Origin of the sequence: Williamsia sterculiae (genome assembly GCF_900156495.1) — a bacterium.
Lineage (GTDB): Bacteria > Actinomycetota > Actinomycetes > Mycobacteriales > Mycobacteriaceae > Williamsia_B > Williamsia_B sterculiae.
Map to the genome: position 1 here is coordinate 177479 of NZ_FTNT01000006.1, position 21434 is coordinate 198912.

The window sequence follows — 21434 nt, forward strand, 5'->3', positions numbered from 1 at the left end:
TGCTGGGGAGGGCTAGTGCGGTTTGATCGACCGCCTGATATTTCATGGATCCATTCCCTCTCATGTCGGCACCTGGGGTGAGGCAGGCGCCGCGACCGGGGATCCCATGAGGTAATCGAGCAGTATGTCATCAGTGACGAGAACACCGGCGTACTCCAGCGGCGGGTCACGCGACTGACGCTGATAGCGGTCCACCAGCGAGCCGACGCGAGAACGCACTCTTAGAACACGTCCACCGTCTGATGGTCCGATCCAGAACTAGTTGAGTGTCAGACCGTCCCTTGACCTGCGCGGCCACACTACGAGCAGGCTCGATGCTCGGTACAGCGCCTCTCGATCCGCCGCGCGCTACGCAGATGCGTTAAACGGTACGGTGAAAATATGGCCGAAAATTCACACACAGAAGCGGTATCAGTATCGGATCTCAGGGACGGTGACAGGATTGTCCTTGACGACGGAACTGCCTTGCGGGTGGGTGATTACATCGCTTGGGAGCCCGACGGTGCCCACATCGAGGGCATTACCGGTGACGGCGAGGTGGGCTCTGTCGTCGTCGCCAAGGACAAACAGGTTCAGCGCATCGTCGACCGCGAAGAGTGAGCCCGGCGATCGCGAAGAACGGGCCGGAGGGGGTCGGCGGTGATGTCCCCGCCTCCCGCCAACCCTCTCCGCGTGACGTTCAGACGTCAACGATCCTGGCGTGGTTGCTGACGTGTCTCGTCAGCTTTGGCCTCGGCGCGTGCCCGATCGGCTCGGCTTCTTAGGCTGCCGCTTCACGCTGCTGGCATGTTCCCTGTGAACCGGTCCGAGTCGATTGAGAGTCCTGATTGCCCTGGTGAGGGCATGGAAGGCCGATTGATCCATGGCAGGACACAAGCACCACTCAGCCGAAGACATCGTGTGCAAAGTTCGGGCAAGCGGACGAACGGGCCGCAGCCGGTAAGAACAGCGACGAGATCGCTGTCGAGTTGCATATCTCGCCGGCCACTGTCTACAACTGGCGAGGCCAGCACGGCGGCATGAACGTTGACTTGGTGAAAGAACTCGAGGAGCTGCGCGAGCGGAGCAATCGACTCAAACGTCTGACGACTCGGGGAACCTCTGGTGAATGCTGTGTCACCTGGGGCGCGAGAGGGGGCCAGAGCGGTGTGGGTGATCCAACGGTCAGCGGCTACCGAACACCGGTGATGAGACTCGGCGCGTACTATCGGCATTCGCCTGTGTGACACATTTCGTCCACGGAAAGGGCGACAAGAAAAACAAGCGAGGGTTCCCTTCAGACTGCAGGGCCCGAGTTGGACAGCGATTCGTCGGAGGTGCTCATGCCCGAAGACAACGGTCACGCGACCGCAGACAATACCGATCAGCCAGGCCAACGGTCACTCCTGGGCCGTTTTCGCCACCCCGTATCTACCCGCCGCGCGAGGCGCCGTCATGTCGATGACCGCAGTGGCAACGAACAGAAGCCACACCCCTCTCGCGAGCCTTGAGGTTGCTCGTAGGCAACGCGTTTCAGATCGCGCGTGCGAATCCACTGGTCACTGTGCTAGCACGGATAGCGGGGTTGCTTCGCCACAGCGCAGACGCGTGAGTGCGGGGAACGAGCAGCGGCCGCCGACGCGACGTCAAGGAGGAAGGGGCGTGACCCCGCGTCAGGTCGTGAATTCCTAGGCGGGCGTCGCGTCACCGGTGTGGCTGATTGGCGGTGCAGGTACGTCGAGCCGGGCATCGCATACCGCGCGCAACCGCGTCCAGGTCAGATCGTCAGCCCCAGCGGGACGTTGGCCTGACAGAAGCTGGCGCAGACGCAGGAAGAACACGCGCTCGGCGACCCCGAACTGCGTCCAGATGTCTTCGGGGGCGCCGCCGCCGAACGGCGCCCATCGGATCGCGAAGAAAACCATGTCGTGGCGATCTTTGAGCCAATCAGTATCTGGCACGTTCATGATCGCAATCATGCCACCGCTGAGGAGATTTGCGCGTCGCGTTGAAGGACAGGGCCCTTCGACCGACAATGGTCTCGCCTTGCAGATCTGACTATTGGTTGGCCCGGTGATGCGGTGGTCTGGTGCTGGGGCCCGGGGTGTGTCAGGATGGTCGAGCCGACGTTGGTTCAGCCCGTCACAGCCGCCCAGCAGATCTGCTGGTCGCCGGTTCCTTCTCTTTTGTGCGCATTTGTCGCGGTCACTTGGTGAGGGATTCTGTTGTGTTCACATGGGAGACAGGCTGCGGCATATGGACGTCGACGTCACGACTGTGGGTGTGATGGATCGCCGGCGCGGACGGCTCGTGCAGACCCCGCTAGGTATGAGTCGCAGCACAGGCCACCGACCCACAGCGATAGGCGACGCTGTGGTGGTGATCGGTGGTGACGGCAGTAGCCGCGCCGGCGTTGTGGTCGCCGTGCGACACAGTCCGATCAGTTACCTCGAGGTTGAACTCGTCGGCGGTGGTGGCAGAATCTCAATGCCGTTGTCGCACTTGCATCACTACCGTCTTCTGTCGTGACAGTCACATGGGTTCTCCGATCGCACCAAAGAACCTTTCTACGGCCGATCAGCATGCCAGCGCATCCCCGGATCGTTGTGGCCCAACGAGCGTGGTGAATGTCGGAACGCGGCCCGCGCTACTGCTGCAGGCACCATGTGAGGACGGAAAGGCTCTGCCACACAGTCCCGCAAGCCCCGCATGCGTGCTGCTGACCACCATCGTTGCTCTCGCCCTAGACCGTGATCGGTCACCTCAGATGACTGGGTGCAGATGACGGCACCCGGCATTGCAGTAACTAACTGTTCGCAGGACGATGCCGCCGTAGCGGAAAGGTTAGGGTTCATGAAACGAGATACGCCCACTCGGCGTCGTCTGCGCCGAGTTCGCTTGTTGGCTGTCACCAATTGGCTCGCCCTGTTCACTGCTGTGCTGGCCATCGCAGCATTGGCGTTGGCTATCGAAGCCGCGGCGAGCGATCAGGTCGTCACCGCGGCCACCGCTGTGGTTTTGTTTCGTGTCGGCCTGGGTCTTCGCTCACCTCACCCGACACATCGACCAGGACGCGGTGTTACGCGACCGGGAGCATCGACTGCAGCAGGCGATCTATCGCGACGTGTACCCCGCACGTAGGACACGCGAAGGGTGAAAGTAGCGACAACCCGTGCACCACAGTGGCGGTCGGCAAGGCCGCAGACCAGATGATGGGGTCAGCCCGAGGGCACGTCGGCGATCTGGCCGGAATGCTTTGCGGAAATCACATCGGAGTGGATAGACGAACGGGACGCGGTGTCCCGGGTCGGCCAGAACTTGAAAGGAGATGGTGGATGCGGTTGCCTGTGCATATGGAGCCTGTCGCTAAGGCGATGGCCACGGTCGCGGTTCGATTTCCGAACCGGTCACGGTTGGAGTTCGATGAGGACGGGGTGCTCGTCGACTGGCAAGAAATGACGTCGTCGGGGTGGGTCCGCAACTGCCCACCGGATTATCGGGTGTACGTCGTGGCCGGCGGCGCGGCGTTGCCCCTCATTCGCAGCTATCTTCTGCACCATGCGTTTGGTGGCGACGTCCCGGCCGTCGTGTCAGGGCTGACATCATGATTCGGCGATCGGCCCGGCTGGTGTGCCCGAGGTGGTTGACCTCCAGCCCGGGAAGGCACACTGGATAGCACGAGACTGTCGGACCCTGGGACCGATGGTCTCGTAGTTTCGAGGGGTTCTGACTAGCAGCCCCAGGAACGCCCGTCAGGTCCTCGCCCGCTTATTCACCGTGGGGCGAAGCCAACATCAGAAACCCGACCGTGCCCACCGCAGTGCATGTCAGGGCGCGGGGTGGTCGGCGTCGACGAGTTGCTGGGCGACCGTGGTCAGAGGAATGTTGGCGTCCTGGGACAACTTGCGCAGAATCTCGAACGCGTTGACCGCGTTGGTGTCATAGCGTTCGATGATCATGCCCTTGGCCTGGCCGATGATGTCGCGCGAGGCCAGCGCGCTACGGAACTGCTCGCCTCGTCGGGCCGTGTTCAGCGCGATCGCGGCGTGCGCACCCAGGACCAGGGCGAGATCCTGGGCGGTCTCGTCGAATGCGTAAGGCGTCTCCGAATGCAGGTTCAACGCCCCCAGCTCCAGGTCGCTGGTGTACAGCTGAATGGACATACACGACCGGATGGGGGTGGAGGCGAGAACGGCGGCGGCGAACTCGGGCCATCGCTGCTCGGTGCGCAGGTCGTCGATGACCACGGTGTGATGGGTCCACACCGCACTGAACACGGGCCATCGCCGTGCTCGTGCTGCAAGGCGTCGAACTCCTCGGCATATGGGCCGGTCGCCGCGGTCGATTCCAGCTCCGAGAGCTGATGGGGTCGGCGTTTAAGCACCAGAGTCACCGCGGCATGGTCGATACCGGGCAACCATCCCACCGCCGACATCGCCACGCTGTTGAGCACCTGCTGCGGGTCCGCCGCATTCTGCGTGGTTCCATGCACCTCTCGCGCCAACCGAGCGATCTCACGATGAATGTCGGCGATCTCGGACGCTGGCGGCGCCTCCTGCTCGGACATCACATATCCTGCCGTCGCACATGTCGACCACGCCGATGACGGATCGGCGATCCCACCGGATGCGCGGTCGATCCTGCTCACAGTCTGAACAGGCAATAGATCCACCGTAGTCGATCACCGGGCGTTGGTCCCTACGCTCATCGCTATCACAAGCCTCGCGTTTATCGCGACGAGGAGCCCCCGCCACGCGCAACCAACAAGCGGTGGTGGCGGGCGGCAGCGTCGTCCCTGGGCGCCAGCAGCTCGTCAACGAGGACGTGCGTGGGCTTGGGGTGCATCACCGTGAATGATCGTCTGTGCTATGCATTCGGAGGCGCTGACTTGCAATATTGCGGAGTAGGTCTAGCTGTGCACTAGACAGTGTGCTGGGCGGCGGGTCTTTGAGAGTGTCGAGCAGTCTGGTGAAAAACGTTGTGTCATCCACCATGAACTGACGTGTGATCGTGTCCGTCGGGCCGCATCCACGGCGCACCCAATCGGCTGCGGCACCGATCACGCGCGAGTCCTCGGACCTGGGATAGGGGGTCGTAGTCGACCTTTCGTCGACTTCGGCAGCCCGCCTCTGGTGTCGCACACGGCCGACGAACCCGCAACGGCACGGACCGGATTGCGGACGCTTCACGCTGTGGCGGCGATCGTGATACTCACTGCGGTGAGCACCATTGCGAACGTTAGCGCCAGCGCCACGAGCTTCATGTTGACGACGTCTCCGCGCGTCACGGCGCCCTGATGGGCGATGGTCGACACAGAATGGGGTCGCGGCGGCTGGGTTGGGGCGGAGTTCAGAGTGCGGGTTGTGTTGGTCATATCGGTGCCGCCTTCCTGGTGACATTGCTGTTCTCGGGGTCGGGGGGATTTTGGTGTCGGTGTATTGACGGGAGCCGACAGCGCGTGTCGGGAGACGTCGTCGACGTCCCGGCAGGGTCAGTGCTGCAGCGGTGCATTAGTCCGTGCCCGCGTGACAGGTGGCCTCTGCCAGCGAGGCGGCTAGCCGCCGGTTGACGTGAGATCCTGGAAGCCCAAGGCCATCTCCTCCTGCAAGGTATTGAAGGCGCGGGCAATGCCACAGTGACAGCGTTGCAGGATCATTCCCCGCCATTCGGCGGGCGGTCTGATCATGCCACCATGTGGGATATGACTCCTACTACCGCGGCGATGAACATCAGCAGCAACAACACCACCCCAACCAGCGCCGCCCTCGCGGGGAGTACCAACCGCTGTGGAGAACGCTGTGGTGTCTGTGATCGCATGCTCGTCTGACCAGAATCGGGAGGTGTCGCACCCGGTGTCACACCGCCGCCGGCGTCGAGGTCTGCGTCTTCGGCCGAATCGCCTGGACCTGTCACGGCCGCTACATGCGGCCGCGACATGACCCTTTCCCACCACTGACGACGCGGGCTGGGCGTGGGCCACAGGACATCGGGTTGCGACGTGGGCTTGTCAGTCATGAGCTCCCGGCTCCGCCGAGTCGTGTCTGCAACAGTCGTTTGCCGGTCTCGGCGGCACGGATGTTGTTGTGCTGAGCCCGCGTGAAGTGGTCGACCGCTTCGGCGTCGCCGTCGCGCTCGGCGTCAACGACGAAAGTCTGCGACTGCAGCACATTATGCAGGCTCTGTCGAACAAACACGATAGGGGTGTAGCTATTGTCGGTCGCCCCGGTCATGCGACCAGGCTCGGCAAGATGTTGTGACGTCATGGATTCACCGTCCTCTCTGAAATACCCAACCGTTGTGGTGCACGGGTAACGCCGCAGCCCCGGCAATATCCTCGGTTGTCGTGCGGGCAAACGAATGTGCTTGCCTTGCACGCAGCAACGGGTTCTAGGTCCAGACCTGTGACATCGGTATCGGGACGCGGGTACGTGATCCGCTGACCTCTACTTCGACGAACGGCATCGGACTGTGACGGATGGCCGCTACCACGCCGCCGCGTGGCCGACCGTCGGCCAGAGCAAGGTCGACCTGGTCGCCCACCGCGATCGGCGCGGATACCGGTCCTTGCCCGGTGACGGTGCGAAGTGCCCGTGGCCAGCGACGTGTCCTGTGACCCCACGAATGTGCTGTCATCGCATCCCCTTCCAGCAGGGCCGCATCACCACGACCACCTGACCGACCACCCGAAAACGGGAGCGGCCACGGTCATCGGCAATGAGAGACCCACACGGAGAAGTAGAAGACCGTCCGCCCCGGCGTAGCGACGCATCTGCACAGAGGAGGAACGAACGGCATGTACCGGTACCCGTACGTTTCGGGAGATAGCTTCGTGAACGCTGAACTATTACCGGATCACTCCACTGTTCCATACTCGCATCCCACACACCAGGGGCCGATATTCGCCGCTGTCTGAGCGACCGCCTGTGTTGCCGCTATCCGAACCCGACCCCCGATGCTGGCGAGGGCGCGAGGCTAGACCAACTGCTCGAAGCCATCCGGGCCGAGCCTGGAGAAGTCGTAGGTCATCACCACAAGCCCAGTTCGGGCCCGGAGAACTGAGTGTCGGGCGCTACTGCTCAGACGCTTGCCGCACGCTCTGGGGGCCGTGGCGGTTTGCGCGCGAGACCCATCGCATTTGACAGGGCCGTCCAGGCCGCAGTACATCGGCGTCCTCTGCCCCCGCGGGCGAGGTGAGGGACCGATCACTGCCCCATTGAGTCCCAGCCCCACGGAATCCACAGCTGTTGCCGTACTGTCACGCCTTCGACGTTCTGCGTAGCTTGGTGTTGACGAATTCGCCCATGCCCCAACGCCCCAACTCGCGGCCGAAGCCTGAGCGCTTGACGCCGCCGAACGGCAGCCCTGGCAGGGTGGTGCCGTGCTCGTTCACATACGCCATGCCGACCTCGAGTCGGTCGGCCACAGCCTGTGCAGTCTGGAGATCGGAACCCCACACCGAACCACTGAGTCCGAACGAGACGTCATTGGCGAGCCGGACGGCGTCATCGACGGACTCCGCCCGGTAGATCATGGCCACCGGACCGAATATCTCCTCGGAGTACGCGTCCATCTCTGGGGTGATTTCGGTGAGTACTGCAGGCCGCATGAAGGCACCGTCTCCGTCGAGCGGTGAGCCGCCGATGTGCAGGGTCGCACCCTGATCGACAGCAGTACGAACCTGGTCGACGACGGTGTCGCGCGCATCGACCGACGATAGTGGGCCGAGGTCGGTGTCGGAGTCAGCCGGGTCGCCGATGGTGACCGCCTCGAATGCCTTCACCACCTCTGTCAGGAAATCGTCGTAGTACTTGTCCAGCACGATGAACCGCTTGGGCGAGTTGCATGCCTGACCGGTGTTCGACAGGCGGGCAGTGGCCGCCGTCTGCGCGACCGAGGCGACGTCGTCGGTGCTGAGCACGATGAACGGGTCCGAACCACCCAGTTCGAGGACCGCCTTTGTGAGGTTGCGTGCCGCGGTCTCGGCGACCGACGCCCCGGCCTTTTCGCTGCCGGTGAGCGAGACTCCATGCACTCGAGGATCGGCGATCATGTCCGCGACCTGATCCGAGCTGGCGTAGACGTTGATGTATGCGTCCTCGGGCACCCCGGCGTCGTGCAGTATCTCGGCCATCAACGCCGACGACGCCGCGCAGATACCCGCGTGCTTGAGGATGATCGTGTTGCCGGCCATCAGATTGGGAGCCACGAAGCGGGCTACTTGGTAATACGGGAAATTCCACGGCATCACTCCCACCAGCGGTCCCACCGGCACGGTCTGCACAATCGACTCCTGGGCGCCTTGCGGGTCCAGCGGCTCGTCGGCGAGCAGATCGGGACCGTGGTCGGCGTACCAGCGGTAGATCGACGCGGCCAGTCTCACCTCGCCCTCCGATTCCGCGAGTGGTTTACCCATCTCGGTGGTGATGGCCTGGGCGAGCTCGTCGGATCGCTCCTCGTAGATCTCGGCCGTGCGACGCAACGCGGACGCCCGCGCAGTCGGGTCCAGCGCCCGCCACGAAACGAACGCCCTCGCGGACCGCGAGAGCACCGCATCTACGTCACTGTCGGTCAGCGAGTCGAACTCGCGCTGAGTGCGGCCGGTCGCGGGGTTGAATGTCACATACGAACTCATGTGGTGTCTCTTTCGTCAGGAAGAGCCATTGTTGCTCAACGACGTTGCAACAATGGCGATTGGCGCCCCCGGCGAACACGTGTACACACTGTTGAGGTGTGGTGTTGTTCGCCCAGGTGTCGGAGTCGATGTCCTGCCAGTCAACGAGAAGTCCGTCGGCGTCGAACGCCAACCAGCTGTGATTGGCGTGCATTGTCGTCTCGCGGGCTATGCGCTCGATTTTGTCGAACGCTTCCGTGCCCATAACCGCGTGGCTCGGCAGTTCAGTGGTCGGCTCCAGCCAGCCGACAGGTTGATCGTGTCGCTGCGAGGGGCGGGCCTTCATGTCCGTCACCACCTGAGACGCGAGGGAGAGCGGCCAGCTCAACAATGCTTCACCGCAACATATTTACGACTGTTGATGGCAGCTCTTCGTTGACCGGAACAGTCGAATGCGGATGGCAGATCCTCAACCTCTCCGCCCACTCAGTGTTCCACGATTGTCGTTCAGTGGCCACCCCCCCCCGGCACCCGGCCGGCCCTGTTGACGGCTGGTGAGTGGCCACTGCTCATTCCCATCGCTGTCGTCGCGGCCATAGCCATCCTGTTCGCAGCCACGGCCATCGGGGTCATCGTGTTCACTCTCGCCCGCTGACACCGTGGTAGCGCGTGTACGCCACCACGGGTGATGGACTGTATGGTCAGGTGGGGACTCGGCGGTTGCGGCGGCGACATCAACCGCGCGCGAGCGATGGTCGTTTCCAGTCGATGCTGCTTGACGGTGGCGTCGGTGGCATGGATCTCGTACGGTCGCTACCAACAGATGTTCCCTCGTTAAGGCCCTGAGCGAGGCACAGCTCTTCGCTGCTCAGGAGGTCGATGAGAAATGATGGCCCGCCATTTGCTTGGTCCCATCAGCACCCACGCTGCGTCCCGCTCGTCGGTTGTCGTACGACCCCAAGAGCATGACCTCATCGGAATGCGCCTCGACGGAGAGCGCACCGCCGGTAATCGTGCCGCGACAAGTTCGACGAAAATGTCTGCACGTTCGCAACGACGGGCGCGCCAATGACGCAGGAGAACCCTCCAACCGGCCGTAACGATCGTGGCGACGGCAGCCGCGCACGTTCGACACAGACGCTAGGCTTTCACCGGTACGGATTCCCCAGTGGGTTGTGGCGGTGGATTGCTGCGCACCCGCCGCCGGGTGTGGGACGGATCAGGTGGCGCAGCCCGCTTCGCGGCCCATGGTTGACGTCAGTCTTCGGCCTCGTCCTCCTGATCACCTTGCCTGTGGTGATTGTGACGGGGCTGCTGTCCTACAGCGCGTATTCACCCCAGTTCGGCCAAGCCATGCCTGCACACGTCGGGTGGTTCAGACTCCCCGACTTCGACTGGCCCACCAACCCGTCATGGTTGTACCGATTGACACAGGGACTACACGTCGGACTGGGATTGATCCTCATCCCCGTCGTCATCGCGAAACTGTGGTCGGTCATTCCACGGTTGTTCGCATGGCCACCAGCGCGGTCGACCGCGCAGCTCCTCGAACGGCTCTCACTGCTGATGCTAGTCGGCGGGATCCTCTTCGAAATCGTGACCGGCGTCCTCAACATCCAATACGACTACATATTCGGATTCGACTTCTACACCGCCCATTACTGGGGTGCGTGGGTTTTCCTCATCGGGTTCATCGTCCACATCGCGTTCAAGATTCCGCGTATGGCGTCGTCTTTGAAAACTATGTCGCTGCGGGCGGTGGCGCGTACTAGAACAGTCGACACGCACCCAGAACCTACGGACACAGACGGTCTGGTAGCAGCCGATCCCAGTCCTGCGACCATCAGTCGCCGCGGCGCACTCGGAGTGGTCGGTGGCGGGGCTGTTCTGATAGCCGCATTGACAGTCGGACAAACCATCGGCGGTGTGACCCGCCAGTTCGCGATTCTCCTCCCCCGCGGCCGAGACAGCGGTTCCGGACCCAATGACTTCCAAATCAATCGAACCGCACGTGCGGCCGGCATCGACCCAGCGACGACCGGAAGCAATTGGACACTCACGGTGCACGGCAACCGTTCTGCCCCGATAAAGCTTGACCGCGCAACTCTTGCCGGAATGCCGCAGCACACAGCGCGATTGCCGATCGCATGTGTCGAGGGATGGTCAACCACCCAAACATGGACCGGGGTTCGCTTGCGTGACCTCGCGCGGATGGCGGGAACGCCAAGCCCTCACCGCACCCGTGTGACGTCGCTTGAACGCGTTGGCTCCTTCAACCAGGCGACACTGCAGGCAAACCAGATTCACGACTCGGACGCGTTGCTGGCGCTGCAGGTCAACGGCCAAGATCTCTCACTCGATCACGGGTTTCCGGCACGGATCATCATTCCGGCTCTACCCGGGGTGCACAACACCAAATGGGTCACCATGATCGAATTCGAGGACGCCCTATGACACGATTCGCCCGAATCTATGGCTCCTCACCGTGGCACCTGCTGACACTCACTGCAGGCTTCGCCGCACTGGTGGCTGCCGTGGCAACGATGAAACCCGCGGCACTCTGGAACCCCGCCTCGTGGTGGCAATCAATCGCCGTCTGGTTCGTTGCCGCCATCGTCGCGCACGATCTCGTCGCGTTCCCCGTCTACGCTTTAGCGGATCGAATCCTGCACCGCAACAATGGTCAACATCCGAGGGCGCAACACTCCGTAGGCAACTATGTTCGCCTGCCTGCCATAGCCACCGCTCTGACGTTTCTGATCTTCCTGCCCGGCATCATCCGACAAGGCGGGCTGGCGTACAAAGCCGCAACTGGCCAGACCCAAGACCCTTATCTGGCGCGATGGCTGTGGCTCACCGCCGGGTTCTTCGTCACCGCTGCCGTTGCCTACTCGATGAAACTCCTACGAGACCGGTACACCGCAGCCAAGGATCCAACGGCCGAACTGTAATTACCTCGTCGTGAAGTCGACGGAGCACGTGCCTTCACTGGGCCAGCTGACGCTACCGAACATCGACCACTATCGAAACCGCAGGCAACGGTGAAGGGATGGCCGAATCTCCACGCACAGAGGCAGTATCAATATCAGATCTCACAGATGGCGACAGGATCGTCCCGGATGACGGGACTCTTGTGCGCGTGGGAGGGTGATTACATCACCTGGGAGCCCGACGGCGCCCACATCGAGGGCATTACCGACGACGGCGAAGTCGGCTCGTACATCTTCGCCAGAGACAAGCAGGTCCAGCGCATCATTGAGCGCAAAGAATAAGCCTGACGAATGATGCAGAAGGCGCCCGGCGAGCGACCGCCGCCGGGCCCCCTCCATGACACTTGGCCTCAGTGATCCTGGTGTGACTGCTGGCGCTTCTCGTCGGCTTTGGCCTCGGCGCGTGCCCGGTCAGCTTCCGCTTCCTTGGCTGCCGCTGATGCAGTCTGGAATGCGATGACCAGATCAGGCCGCCGCCTAGACGGTACGTAGCGGCACGGTCGCTGTGACGGGGTTGCGGGCCGGGGCCTCATTCACAAGATTCGTGGGTACCGAGCAGGGGTCGACTGCTCGGTACATCCCGACATTCGTGGGAGGCCCCGGTGTTCACCGAGCGTACGAGCGTGGGGCCTCTACGTGCATGCACGATCGGTCGTTGCAGCAGCGATCGACGGCGTCACGGGCGAGCTCATCCAGACCAGACTGACCCCATCACACGAGCACATCCGATCCTGGCCCGGTGACCTTCCCGGGCCGGTTGCGGTGGCCTATGAGGCTGGCCCAACCAGGGTTCGGGCTGTCGCAGTCGCCGACCGCAGCCGGGACCCGGTGCGAGGTCGTCGCGCCATCGAAGCTCTAGCGACCCCGTGGTGATGGGGTCAAGACCGACGCCAAGGACGCAGTACACCTGGCCCGCCTGCTCCGGTTGGACGAATTCGTCGCAGTGTCGATCAGGAGCACGCACGCGACCTGATCCGTGCTCGTGGGGACGCGCGCGGTGACCTGATGCGTGCCCGTCCCCGGTTGTCGAAGCTCTTGCTGCGCCAGGGCATCGTCTGCTCCGGTGGCCAGGCGTGGACGACGGTCCAGCAGGCATGGCTGCGTCGTCAGCGGTTCGATTCACCGGCATTGCAGATGACCTTCGAGTCCGACTACGACGCCGTGCTCACCGTCAAGGCCCGCCGTGACCGGCTCGGCGACGCGATCGCAGTCATGGCCGCGGACAGCGAGTTCACCCCGATCGTTCGGCGACTGGGCTGCCTGCGCGGAGTCACCAACCTGACCGCACTCGCACTCGCCGTCGAACTTGGCGACTGGAACCGGTTCACCAGCAACACATCGGCTCCTTCGTCGGCTTGGTTCCCTCGGAGTACTCCTCGGGCGCATCACGGGTGCAGGGCTCGATCACCAAGACCGGCAACACCCACATCCGCAGGCTGCTCGTCGAGGCCACCTGGCACCACCGTGCCCGCTACGTGGTCGGCAAGACCACGCGCGACCGTTGGGAACTCGCCTCACCAGCTGCTCGTACCCGCGGCGACGCCGGCAACCGGCGACTGCACAGCCGCTGGAACCTCTTCCGCGAGCGCCGCAAGCGCCACGTGGTCGCCAACGTCGCGATCGCCCGCGAGCTGGCCGATTGGTGCTGGTCGCTGGCCGTGCTCGAAGAGTAGTCACACCCCCACAAGCCGCTTCGTCGACCACCGTGGTGGAAGCAGCGCGTGGAACGACCCGCGAAACAGCTATGAGCAGTCCGACCCTGTCGGGCGACGCTCGATCCTAGACACGCGGTCTGCTCCTGCCGAACACCCCGTCCTGCGGCAATCAACCCGCGCATATCAGTCTGACCGCGCGTCACCGACGACACGCTCACCACCGATCACGTCAACGAAGCAGAGGCGCCCGCCCCCACCATCCGGGACGGGCGCCTCACCCTGCCCCTTCACAGGAAGTCGCTACATATCAGCTGTCACTTGGGTCGACTCGTGGCGGCACTATGATGGTGTCTACCTCCGCCCTAGACGTCCCGTCATTCGCTGTCGACAAGGTCGCGTAGTTCATCTGGCGTCTTCCATGTCGCGCCGCGATGAGTCATGACATGGCAGTTGGCGCAGAGCAGTATCAAGTCATCGAGAGTTGTTCTTACCGCGCCAGACACATGTGGCGATTACATGTGGTTGGACTTTGGATTTAGCCGTTGAGTGTGCGGTGGTCGCGAACTCGTGTCGACAAGCCGCGGAGTTTGGCAGTTCCAACGGGGAGGCCAACCTTCCCGACATGGTTCACGGTCAGACGTCGTTCACGCTAGCGTTCGGAAGCGTTGGCAACGTCTTGAAAAATTCATCCGCGTTAAACACGTAGCGTCATGCAGATTCGGATGATATGTCAGTAATCGAATTGGCGATTTCTGTTCCATCGGATCCCAGCCCGAGCAGAAGTCGTGGAACACTATTCATTCCCGGAGCGCCGACTGACAAGTTGTGATGCGCGTTGTATTGATAAAGAGCTTCGGAGGCGATGTCGATGTCATCCCGAGGCAGATTATCCCCTATTGCGTCGTATGAGCGAGCTAGCGTCTGGCCTATTGTTTCGCCCGCTCGTTGCGTAGTCAAAGGACGTTGCTGCCTGATTTGTTGCTCGCAGTCGCGCAACCATTCCAACATTGGCTGCAGTTCTAAATTGCCGCGTAATAGAATCTGTTCGCGATTAGGATGGACGGTGTACGCCACGAGCACGACATCGTCGAACCAGTCTGGGTGCTGACCTCCAGGGTGCCGCGAACCGCGCACTTCAAGCCGCAGTGCGACCGTTGCGGGCGTCATTTCCCCTTGGTAAGCCTGTTGTACTCAGAGTTGGAGATGTCTCCGCTGTCTCGGAATTGTCTCAGAACATCATTGGGTACGTCCCGCGTGTGCTCCTCCGGGTATCCATGATAACCACCCCTGCCATCCGGCTGAAACGTGTAGATTTTGCGATCCTTATTCCGTAACGCTGATTGCCGTTCTGAACTGACTTGTTTAACACGTCTTGGTCTTCCTCGTCACTGAGGTCCATTGGCACGACGAGAGTGCCTCAGATGACCGACGCAGGGATCTGAACCAAGCGGTCTTCGAGCGACTCTTCGTCTACGACGATCAGATTATCGCCAGCGACCGCCAACCAGAATTCGTGTTGCTGGCCGATCCAGATCTCGTGCACACCCTGAGGACCGAACGGAAACACCCCTGGATGACCCAATCCAAACCAGTGTCCTCAGCACCGCGCAGAGGTCGACCGAAGCGGTCCCAGAGGTCACAGGTGCCGACAAAACGGGCCACAAAGTACCGCGCGACCTGCCTTCGTACGCACGCCGGCACGCCACAACCAACCGTCGACCTGTCGTGATGGCGTCGAACGCCCCAGGGGTCGCCTACCGTGGGAAAAAGAAAGAACCACGGTCCCTGAGGACCGTGGTTCCAACCATTCCTATTTGGTAGCGGGGACAGGATTCGAACCTGCGACCTCTGGGTTATGAGCCCAGCGAGCTACCGAGCTGCTCCACCCCGCGTCGGTGGTCCGACCGCGTCGGACCTGTTGAGCTTACAGGTCCGGCCAGAGGTGACGCGATCGGGTTCACCGGCCCTTCTCGGCAGGTGTTGGCGCGGGACACCGACCTGGTGATATTGTCCTGAACATGTTCAGTGAACACGTTCAGTCGCGCGTCGACCAGAAGGAGGCGACCCGACGACGGGTGCTCGACGCGGCAGACAGCCTGTTCCGTTCACAGGGTTTCGCCGCGACCACGGTGCGGCAGATCGCGTCGAAGGCCGAGGTCAGCGCAGGCAGCGTGATGGCCGTCGGCGACAAGGACGCACTGCTGGTCGCGATCTACGACAGCTGGATCGCAGCAGTGCACCGCAGTCGCGCGGAGACGTTCGGCGACATGCCATCTGCGGACCTACCCGACGACGTCATCGCGTTGTTCGAACCGTTCGTCGACCATTTCGCACGCGACATCGAGCTATCCCGCGAATACGCCGCGGTCATCGTCCGTGGCGACCACGACACCACGATTTTTCGGCAGCTCGGCCTCACGCTGGTCGGCGAGGTCCACCAAGTGCTCGTCCGCTCCGGTGTCGATGAGACCTCCGCCGGCAGACGAGCGGCGGCGATATACCTCGCCTACCTCGGCATCCTGATGACCGTCTCGAACGGCGCGGTGTCCGACGAGTCCGGGCGCGCGCAGTTCCGCGACGTCGTCAGCCTCATCACCGATCACGAGGAGTTGTCATGACCGATGTGCCCGACCTGTGGTGGCCGACCGCCATCCTCGCAGCGGTCTTGCTCATCGACGCGGTGATGTCGATGCACCCTCCCGCATTCATCCGCGGTTGTCTGAGCGGCGTCGGTCTTCCCCGCGACTGGTGGTGGACGCTGATCGTGATCAAACTGCTGGCCGTGGCCGGACTGCTCGCCGGGTTGAGGTACGAGGGTGTCGGTCTCACCGCCAATGTCGGCGTCATCTGCTACTTCGGATGTGCTGTCTACGCGCACATCCGGGCCCGTTTCCTCGGGTCGGAATTCTGGCTCAATTGCCTGGGTTTTCTGGCCCTCGCAGTCGGTGTCCTGGTGATCTCTTACGCCGTGTGAGTCAGCCGGCACCGAGTGCGATCACGTCGTCGCCGCACAAGACGACATCGACGGTCGCTCCGACGAAAAATCCCGGCCCGCGTTGAGCGCGAACCGGGATCCTTCTCGAGTGGTAGCGGGGACAGGATTCGAACCTGCGACCTCTGGGTTATGAGCCCAGCGAGCTACCGAGCTGCTCCACCCCGCGTTGGTGAACGCAACGTTACACAGACGCCCACAACAGACGCAAATCGCCTCAGCGTGGCCCCGGACACACCCGCTGAACTGTGAATATGCCCGGGGAGCCGATCAGCTGGTCGGAACGGCCTCGTACTGATTCCGCGCCCTGTCGAGTTCGGAGATCGCGGCACCGATCTTGCCCAGATCCCCGCTCGACTGTGCGGTCTTGAGGTCGTCGAGCGCCTTGCCGATGGCCGTCACCGCCGCATCGCGTTGCTGTTGAACGGTCGAATTCTGCGTCGATGACGGCGGGGTCGTGGTCCCCGCTTGCGACGGCTGCTGGGTGGTCGGTTGCTGGGTCGTGGGCTGTTGTTGCTGACCGGAACTGTTGTCCTGATCCGGTTTGGTCGCCGCCGCAGAACTGATACCCACCTGCTGCAAGGCCCCGGCCACCGTTGAGGCGTACCCCACGTTCCCGTTGTAGTAGACCAGCACCCGATACAACTTGGGGATCGCCGCATCATCGGTCTTGGCCTGGGTGTACATCGGCTCCACGTACAGGATCCCGTTGCGCCCCACCGGAAGGGTGAGCAGGTTGCCGTACGTGACCCGAGTGGTGTCCTCCACCTGTTTCCGGTCGGATGCGACGGGCCCGGCGCTCTTCATGTTCTCCTGCGCCTGCCTCGGCCCGACCGTCTGCTTGGTGGTGGGCAACGCCTTCACGGTGATCTGGCCGTAGTTGTCCGGGTCGGAGGAGGCCGTCATGTAGGCGGCCAGGTAGCCGCTGTTCAAGCCGTTCATGACGGTGGTGAGCTGGAAGCTGGGCTGCAGCGTCTTCGGATCCGCCGCCATCAGGTAGTAGGGCGGCTGATTGAGGCCCTGCGCGGTCGCGTCGTCCTTGGTCGGATCGGCCGGGATCGACCAGAAGTCGTTGCTACGGAAGAACGTTCCCGGATCGTTGACATGGTACTTCGAGAGGAGCGCACGCTGGATCTTGAACAGGTCCTCCGGGTACCGGATGTGCGATCGCAACGACTGATCCGCGTTGAACTCCGCCTTCGATTTCACTGTCCCAGGGAAGACCTTCATCCAGGTCTTCAACACCGGGTCGGTGTCGTCGAACTGATACAGCGTGACCTTGCCCGTGTAGGCATCCACGGTGGCCTTCACCGAATTGCGGACGTAGGACACCTCGCGATTGGTCTGGGTCCGCCCCGTCTGCCCCTGGTTGAGTTCCTGCGCGTCGGTGGTGACGTTCTGCAGCGAGGTCTTCTGCGCGTACGGGTAGTTGTCGAGCGTGGTGTACCCGTCGACGATCCACTTGATGGACCCGTCCGCCATCACCGCGGGGTAGGTCTTCGAGTCCACCGTCAGCCACGGCGCCGCCTTCTTGACCCGGTCGCGGGGGTCCCGGTTGTAGAGGATCTTCGAATTTCGGTTGATGGCACCGGACAACAGGATGTTGCGTTCGGTGTACTTCACCGAATAGGCGAGCCGGTTGAACCAGTTACCCAACGACACTCCGCCACCACCGTTGTAGGTGAAGCTGGCACCGTCCTGGTCGTACTCCTTCTGATCACCGTTGGTTGATCCGACGATCGCGTAGTCCGGGTTCACCTTGGAGATCAGTTCGCCGAAGTAGATGCGCGGCTGGGTGACCTTGATGGGCGCGGTCTTCTGGTAGTCCGCCGTCCGGTAGTTCTCCAGGTCGCTGACCTCGAACACCGGGAGGCCACCGCGGTCGCTCTCGGCATCCGACGATGCCTCGTCGACGGTGTTCGCCGGCGCCGCGATGAAACCGTTGCCGTGGGTGAACACGGTGTGCTTGTTCAGCCAGTTCTGCTGATTGGCGTCGAACTTGGACGGATCGAGTTCGCGCGCGGCGACCACGAAGTCGCGCTCCTGCCCGTTGACGGTGTAACGGTCCACCGCCAGCTGCGAAGGGAACCCGTAGAAGTTCTTGAGCTTCTGCCTCTGGGTGAAGGCGGGCTCGATGACATTGGGGTCCAGCAGGCGGATGTTGGACAGGGTCGCGGTGTCGTCGTTGACCACTGCCGGATCGGTTGGTTCGGCGGTCCAGTTGCGGTCGTAGGTGACCTTCTGGTCCCCGATGCCATACGCGAGCCTGGTCGCGTTGATGTTCCGCTGGATGTATTCGCTCTCCTTCTGCGCGGCGTTCGGCTTCACCGAGAACTGCTCCATGATCAGCGGCCATCCCACACCGATCACCAACGCCGAGAGCAGCATCAGCACCGTCGCCAGGGCGGGCACCCGTAGATCGCGCAGCACGATGCCCGCGAAGAACGCGAGCGCGCAGATGATGGCGATGGCCATCAGGATCAGCTTGGACGGCAACACCGCGTGGGCATCGGTGTACCCCATGCCGGTGAAGATGTCCTGCTTACGGGTGCTCGACAACAGTGTGTAGCGGTCGAACCAGTACGCAACCGCTTTGAGCAGCACGAACAGTCCGGCGATGACCCCTAGTTGAATGCGGGTCGCGGTGGTCAGTGCACCCGCCCGGCCGGCCAGTCGGATGCCGCCGAAGATGTAGTGCGTCAACGCGTTCACCAAGAAGGTGATCACCAGGATCACGAACAGGAAGTTGATGATGAAGCGGTAGAACGGCAGATCGAAGGCGAAGAAACCCACGTCGATGCCGAACTGTGGATCCTTCTGACCGAAGCTGGTCCCGTGCAGGTAGGTCTGCACGGTCGCCCACGAACCCTGGGCGACCAGTCCGGAGATCAGACCGACGAATGCCGGCGGGATGATCGCGAACCAGCGGATCCGTGCCATCACCACCGCGCGATACCGGGCGATCGGGTCACCCGCCCCGGACGTCGGAACGAACACGGGACGCGACCGGTATGCCAGCGCCATCCCCGCGAAGAAGATGCCCGCACTGATCACCGCCGCCACCAGGAACAGCAGGATCCGCGTCCACAGGATGGTGCTGAACACGTTCCGGTAGCCGATGTCGTCGAACCACAGCCAGTCGGTGTACAGCCCGATGAACCGCGGCCCCACCAGCAACACCACCAGGACCACCACGGCGATGCTGATCAGGATCTTGCCGCGGCGCGACAGCGTCGGCATCCCTGCCGGCCCACGTACTCCCACGTTCGTCTTCTCCCACACGTCTGTCGGCCAGACCGACATACCGGCCCTGTTGACGGTCACTTTACTGATGCGTGCCGTGTCCACACGGGCACCGACCATCATCCCGGCTGTCGTGGTGACCGCGAGGATGACAGGATTGCCCGGTGACCGATCCCTTTGGCACCGAACTGTCTCCGGACGCGCTGGGCGCCGCCATCCGCGAGGCCGTCGAATACGTCGACGCCGAGGGCTGGGGCCAACCGGCCGCCTTGTTCGCCCTGGTCCCCACCGCGATGCTCGCGCAGAGTCAGCCCGAGCTCGCCGACAGCCTCGATGACGGCTCCGAGCTGACGGTCATCGCGCAGGAGCAGTTGCCGGTGGCCGCCGACAGCGGGCTCGGCGAACTCGAGCACGTGTTGGCCACCACCAGTTGGCCGGCAGCGGTGGCCGGTTGTGCGCTGGTGCAGGAGATCATCGTGTTGCCGCCGGAGGCCGAGGACGACCTCGACGACGCCTTCGAGCCGCTGTTGGCCGACGACCCGGATGCCGCCGACCGGGCCGCCATCTCACTGGCCAAGGAACACCCGGACGGTCGCGTCGCACGGTTGGCCGCCGGTGCCCTGCGCGACGGTCGCAACCTGTGCCTGTTGCAGCTGCAGCCGCCGCCCGGCGACGACCCCGACGCCCCGATCGAGCTCCTGCAGCATCCCGAACTCGCCCCCGGCCTGGTCCAGGCCCTGGCGACGACGCTGGAGAACGACCCCGACGAGTTCTGAGACCGTCCCGCGCCGCGGTCAGCGTCTCAGCAGTGCGGGGCGGGCTTTCCCGCGGTCAGGTCGCCGAGGGTCGTGATGGCGTCATCCAGGCTGGAGACCTTGAGCAGTTCGAGACCGCCCGGCGCGTCCGACTTGGCCTCCGCGCAATTGCCCGCGGGCACCAGGAACCACCCGGCGCCGGCCTCCCGCGCCGCCAGGGTCTTGTGCGTGATGCCCCCGATGCTGCCCACCTGGCGGCTCTCGTCGATGGTCCCGGTACCGGCGATGAATTTGCCGCCGGTGAGCTGTTGCGGCACCAACTTGTCGACGATGGCCAACGAGAGCATCAGACCGGCCGACGGACCGCCGATGTCGCCGACGTTGAACGTCACCTTCTGCGCGTCGGCGGCAGCCCGGAGCCGGGGTGTCACGCCGAGATAGCCTTTGTCGGTTTGTCCCGGTCGGGAGCCGAGGGTGACGGTGGCCGTCGACGACTGCCCGTCGCGGACGATGTCGAGCCGCACCGGCGTACCGGGCTTCTTGTCGCTCACCGCGTCCCGCAACGCCTCCGGCGAGGCCACCTCGGTACCGTCCACCGATGTCACCTGGTCACCGGAGCGCAGCGCACCCTTCGCGGGACCACCGTTGTCCACGTCGACGGTCAACACCGTCTTCTTCAGATAGCTCAGCGCGGCGAGGGTCGCGGAGTCCTGCGATCCACCCATCTCCTGCGCGTTCTGCTGTTCCACCTGTTGGTCGGATTTGTCGGGCGGGAACACCGTCTCGCGTGGCTCCAGCGACTGTCGACCCGAGAACCAGGCGGCCATGGCCTCGAACAGGGTCATCCGATCCGCGACCGACACGGTGGTGAGATTGAGGTGCCCGGTGGTCTTCTTCTCCGGCGCTCCCTCCACCTCCACCACCTCGCGTCCGCCGACGTCGGCGAGGGTGTTCACGGTGGGTCCCGGCCCCAGCGCCACATACGGCACGCGCACCACCGCACCGACCAGGATCAGGACCACCAGCAGCAGGGCACTGACGGCGACGGTGACGATCCGTCGGTGGGCGGGCAGCACAGGCACCGCACCACGGTAGTTCACCGCCGTGGCCCGACCGGCCCCGGCGCTGCGGTCGCCGGTTCTGCGCTGTCAGCGAACTCAGGGGTCTGGCGCACCACAGACCCGTGGAGCGTGGCGTTCGGGCCGGTAC

Annotated in this window: 21 protein-coding genes, 2 tRNA genes and 1 pseudogene; 11 read left to right on the plus strand and 13 right to left on the minus strand. The window is 63.3% G+C overall.

Going from position 1 to position 21434, the window contains the following annotated elements:
• Positions 1-381: 381 nt before the first annotated feature.
• Together BW971_RS21155 and BW971_RS22245 are read left to right on the plus strand one after the other, a co-directional pair.
• Positions 382-600, plus strand: a complete 219-nt coding sequence (locus BW971_RS21155; RefSeq protein ID WP_143690320.1) for a hypothetical protein — start codon at positions 382-384, stop codon at positions 598-600.
• Between the two features lie 254 nt (positions 601-854).
• Positions 855-1226, plus strand: coding sequence for a transposase (locus BW971_RS22245; protein WP_143690330.1), 372 nt, complete (start codon positions 855-857; stop codon positions 1224-1226).
• Between the two features lie 441 nt (positions 1227-1667).
• Here BW971_RS22245 and BW971_RS11715 read toward each other — a convergent pair whose 3' ends face one another.
• Positions 1668-1946, minus strand: a complete 279-nt coding sequence (locus BW971_RS11715) for a hypothetical protein (RefSeq protein ID WP_234974369.1) — start codon at positions 1944-1946, stop codon at positions 1668-1670.
• A 1058-nt stretch (positions 1947-3004) separates the two neighbouring features.
• Here BW971_RS11715 and BW971_RS22085 point away from each other — a divergent pair.
• Together BW971_RS22085 and BW971_RS11720 are read left to right on the plus strand one after the other, a co-directional pair.
• Entirely contained in the window at positions 3005-3136 is a 132-nt protein-coding gene (locus tag BW971_RS22085; protein WP_268811124.1) for a hypothetical protein, read from the plus strand.
• A gap of 178 nt (positions 3137-3314) precedes the next feature.
• Positions 3315-3587 (plus strand): hypothetical protein, encoded by a 273-nt coding sequence (locus tag BW971_RS11720; RefSeq protein ID WP_143690321.1) that lies wholly within the window; start codon positions 3315-3317, stop codon positions 3585-3587.
• Between the two features lie 219 nt (positions 3588-3806).
• Here the strand turns inward: BW971_RS11720 and BW971_RS21910 are convergent, their stop codons facing one another.
• The 6 genes from BW971_RS21910 to BW971_RS21480 form a co-directional block, all read right to left on the minus strand.
• Positions 3807-4256 carry a GAF and ANTAR domain-containing protein gene (locus BW971_RS21910; protein ID WP_234974370.1) on the minus strand — a complete coding sequence of 150 codons (450 nt, stop codon included), beginning with the start codon at positions 4254-4256 and terminating at the stop codon, positions 3807-3809.
• A 908-nt stretch (positions 4257-5164) separates the two neighbouring features.
• A complete protein-coding gene (locus tag BW971_RS21165; RefSeq protein WP_143690322.1) occupies positions 5165-5353 on the minus strand; it encodes a hypothetical protein in 189 nt (62 codons plus the stop codon).
• Positions 5354-5661: 308 nt separating this feature from the next.
• The gene (locus BW971_RS22250) at positions 5662-5994 is read right to left on the minus strand and encodes a DUF6480 family protein (protein ID WP_407701214.1); all 333 of its coding nucleotides are present in this window, start codon (positions 5992-5994) and stop codon (positions 5662-5664) included.
• Positions 5991-6209: a hypothetical protein gene (locus BW971_RS21170; RefSeq protein ID WP_143690323.1), complete on the minus strand. Its 219-nt coding sequence runs from the start codon at positions 6207-6209 to the stop codon at positions 5991-5993. Before BW971_RS21170 ends, BW971_RS22250 begins: the two co-directional genes overlap by 4 nt.
• A gap of 1025 nt (positions 6210-7234) precedes the next feature.
• A complete protein-coding gene (locus BW971_RS11740; RefSeq protein WP_076479717.1) occupies positions 7235-8611 on the minus strand; it encodes an NAD-dependent succinate-semialdehyde dehydrogenase in 1377 nt (458 codons plus the stop codon).
• Complete coding sequence (locus tag BW971_RS21480) at positions 8538-8936, minus strand: hypothetical protein (RefSeq protein ID WP_234974371.1); 399 nt, start codon at positions 8934-8936, stop codon at positions 8538-8540. Before BW971_RS21480 ends, BW971_RS11740 begins: the two co-directional genes overlap by 74 nt.
• Positions 8937-9775: 839 nt before the next feature.
• On the opposite strand from BW971_RS21480, the gene BW971_RS11745 reads away from it, so the two are divergent.
• The 4 genes and pseudogenes from BW971_RS11745 to BW971_RS11755 all read left to right on the plus strand — a co-directional run bounded on the left by BW971_RS11745 (position 9776) and on the right by BW971_RS11755 (position 13253).
• A complete protein-coding gene (locus BW971_RS11745) occupies positions 9776-11044 on the plus strand; it encodes a molybdopterin-dependent oxidoreductase (protein WP_234974381.1) in 1269 nt (422 codons plus the stop codon).
• Positions 11041-11541, plus strand: a complete 501-nt coding sequence (locus BW971_RS11750) for a hypothetical protein (RefSeq protein WP_083709811.1) — start codon at positions 11041-11043, stop codon at positions 11539-11541. The genes BW971_RS11745 and BW971_RS11750 overlap by 4 nt, the downstream gene beginning before the upstream one ends.
• A gap of 168 nt (positions 11542-11709) precedes the next feature.
• The gene (locus BW971_RS21485; RefSeq protein ID WP_159441855.1) at positions 11710-11862 is read left to right on the plus strand and encodes a hypothetical protein; all 153 of its coding nucleotides are present in this window, start codon (positions 11710-11712) and stop codon (positions 11860-11862) included.
• 320 nt (positions 11863-12182) lie between these two features.
• A pseudogene (locus BW971_RS11755) lies at positions 12183-13253 on the plus strand (IS110 family RNA-guided transposase).
• 356 nt (positions 13254-13609) lie between these two features.
• On the opposite strand, the gene BW971_RS22255 reads toward BW971_RS11755, so the two are convergent.
• From BW971_RS22255 to BW971_RS11760, 3 genes are all read right to left on the minus strand, one after another.
• The gene (locus BW971_RS22255) at positions 13610-13738 is read right to left on the minus strand and encodes an HNH endonuclease (RefSeq protein ID WP_143690324.1); all 129 of its coding nucleotides are present in this window, start codon (positions 13736-13738) and stop codon (positions 13610-13612) included.
• A 205-nt stretch (positions 13739-13943) separates the two neighbouring features.
• Complete coding sequence (locus BW971_RS21185; RefSeq protein ID WP_143690325.1) at positions 13944-14402, minus strand: hypothetical protein; 459 nt, start codon at positions 14400-14402, stop codon at positions 13944-13946.
• Positions 14403-15050: 648 nt separating this feature from the next.
• A tRNA-Met gene (locus BW971_RS11760) sits at positions 15051-15127 on the minus strand.
• A gap of 126 nt (positions 15128-15253) precedes the next feature.
• Here BW971_RS11760 and BW971_RS11765 point away from each other — a divergent pair.
• On the plus strand, positions 15254-15853 hold the full coding sequence (locus tag BW971_RS11765) for a TetR/AcrR family transcriptional regulator (RefSeq protein ID WP_076479719.1): 600 nt from the start codon (positions 15254-15256) through the stop codon (positions 15851-15853).
• On the plus strand, positions 15850-16209 hold the full coding sequence (locus tag BW971_RS11770) for a DoxX family protein (RefSeq protein ID WP_076479721.1): 360 nt from the start codon (positions 15850-15852) through the stop codon (positions 16207-16209). Before BW971_RS11765 ends, BW971_RS11770 begins: the two co-directional genes overlap by 4 nt.
• Before the next feature lie 110 nt (positions 16210-16319).
• Here BW971_RS11770 and BW971_RS11775 read toward each other — a convergent pair.
• Together BW971_RS11775 and BW971_RS11780 are read right to left on the minus strand one after the other, a co-directional pair.
• Positions 16320-16396 (minus strand) — tRNA-Met (locus BW971_RS11775).
• 101 nt (positions 16397-16497) lie between these two features.
• Positions 16498-19491: a UPF0182 family protein gene (locus BW971_RS11780; protein WP_076479878.1), complete on the minus strand. Its 2994-nt coding sequence runs from the start codon at positions 19489-19491 to the stop codon at positions 16498-16500.
• A gap of 143 nt (positions 19492-19634) precedes the next feature.
• Between BW971_RS11780 and BW971_RS11785 the strand changes: the two genes are divergently transcribed.
• Positions 19635-20246 (plus strand): PPA1309 family protein, encoded by a 612-nt coding sequence (locus BW971_RS11785; RefSeq protein WP_076479723.1) that lies wholly within the window; start codon positions 19635-19637, stop codon positions 20244-20246.
• Positions 20247-20272: 26 nt separating this feature from the next.
• On the opposite strand, the gene BW971_RS11790 is transcribed toward BW971_RS11785, so the two are convergent.
• The gene (locus BW971_RS11790) at positions 20273-21301 is read right to left on the minus strand and encodes a YlbL family protein (protein WP_076479880.1); all 1029 of its coding nucleotides are present in this window, start codon (positions 21299-21301) and stop codon (positions 20273-20275) included.
• Positions 21302-21434 lie beyond the last annotated feature (133 nt).

Excerpts from the sequence above, each read along its gene's own strand:
- BW971_RS11750 (WP_083709811.1), top strand. The coding sequence starts at position 11,041 with ATGACACGATTCGCCCGAATCTATGGCTCCTCACCGTGGCACCTGCTG.
- BW971_RS21485 (WP_159441855.1), top strand. The coding sequence starts at position 11,710 with ATGACGGGACTCTTGTGCGCGTGGGAGGGTGATTACATCACCTGGGAG.
- BW971_RS11765 (WP_076479719.1), top strand. The coding sequence starts at position 15,254 with ATGTTCAGTGAACACGTTCAGTCGCGCGTCGACCAGAAGGAGGCGACC.
- BW971_RS11770 (WP_076479721.1), top strand. The coding sequence starts at position 15,850 with ATGACCGATGTGCCCGACCTGTGGTGGCCGACCGCCATCCTCGCAGCG.
- BW971_RS22250 (WP_407701214.1), bottom strand. The coding sequence starts at position 5,994 with ATGACTGACAAGCCCACGTCGCAACCCGATGTCCTGTGGCCCACGCCC.
- BW971_RS11720 (WP_143690321.1), top strand. The coding sequence starts at position 3,315 with ATGCGGTTGCCTGTGCATATGGAGCCTGTCGCTAAGGCGATGGCCACG.
- BW971_RS21155 (WP_143690320.1), top strand. The coding sequence starts at position 382 with ATGGCCGAAAATTCACACACAGAAGCGGTATCAGTATCGGATCTCAGG.
- BW971_RS21480 (WP_234974371.1), bottom strand. The coding sequence starts at position 8,936 with ATGAAGGCCCGCCCCTCGCAGCGACACGATCAACCTGTCGGCTGGCTG.
- BW971_RS21165 (WP_143690322.1), bottom strand. The coding sequence starts at position 5,353 with ATGACCAACACAACCCGCACTCTGAACTCCGCCCCAACCCAGCCGCCG.
- BW971_RS21170 (WP_143690323.1), bottom strand. The coding sequence starts at position 6,209 with ATGACCGGGGCGACCGACAATAGCTACACCCCTATCGTGTTTGTTCGA.
- BW971_RS11740 (WP_076479717.1), bottom strand. The coding sequence starts at position 8,611 with ATGAGTTCGTATGTGACATTCAACCCCGCGACCGGCCGCACTCAGCGC.
- BW971_RS21185 (WP_143690325.1), bottom strand. The coding sequence starts at position 14,402 with ATGACGCCCGCAACGGTCGCACTGCGGCTTGAAGTGCGCGGTTCGCGG.
- BW971_RS11715 (WP_234974369.1), bottom strand. The coding sequence starts at position 1,946 with ATGAACGTGCCAGATACTGATTGGCTCAAAGATCGCCACGACATGGTT.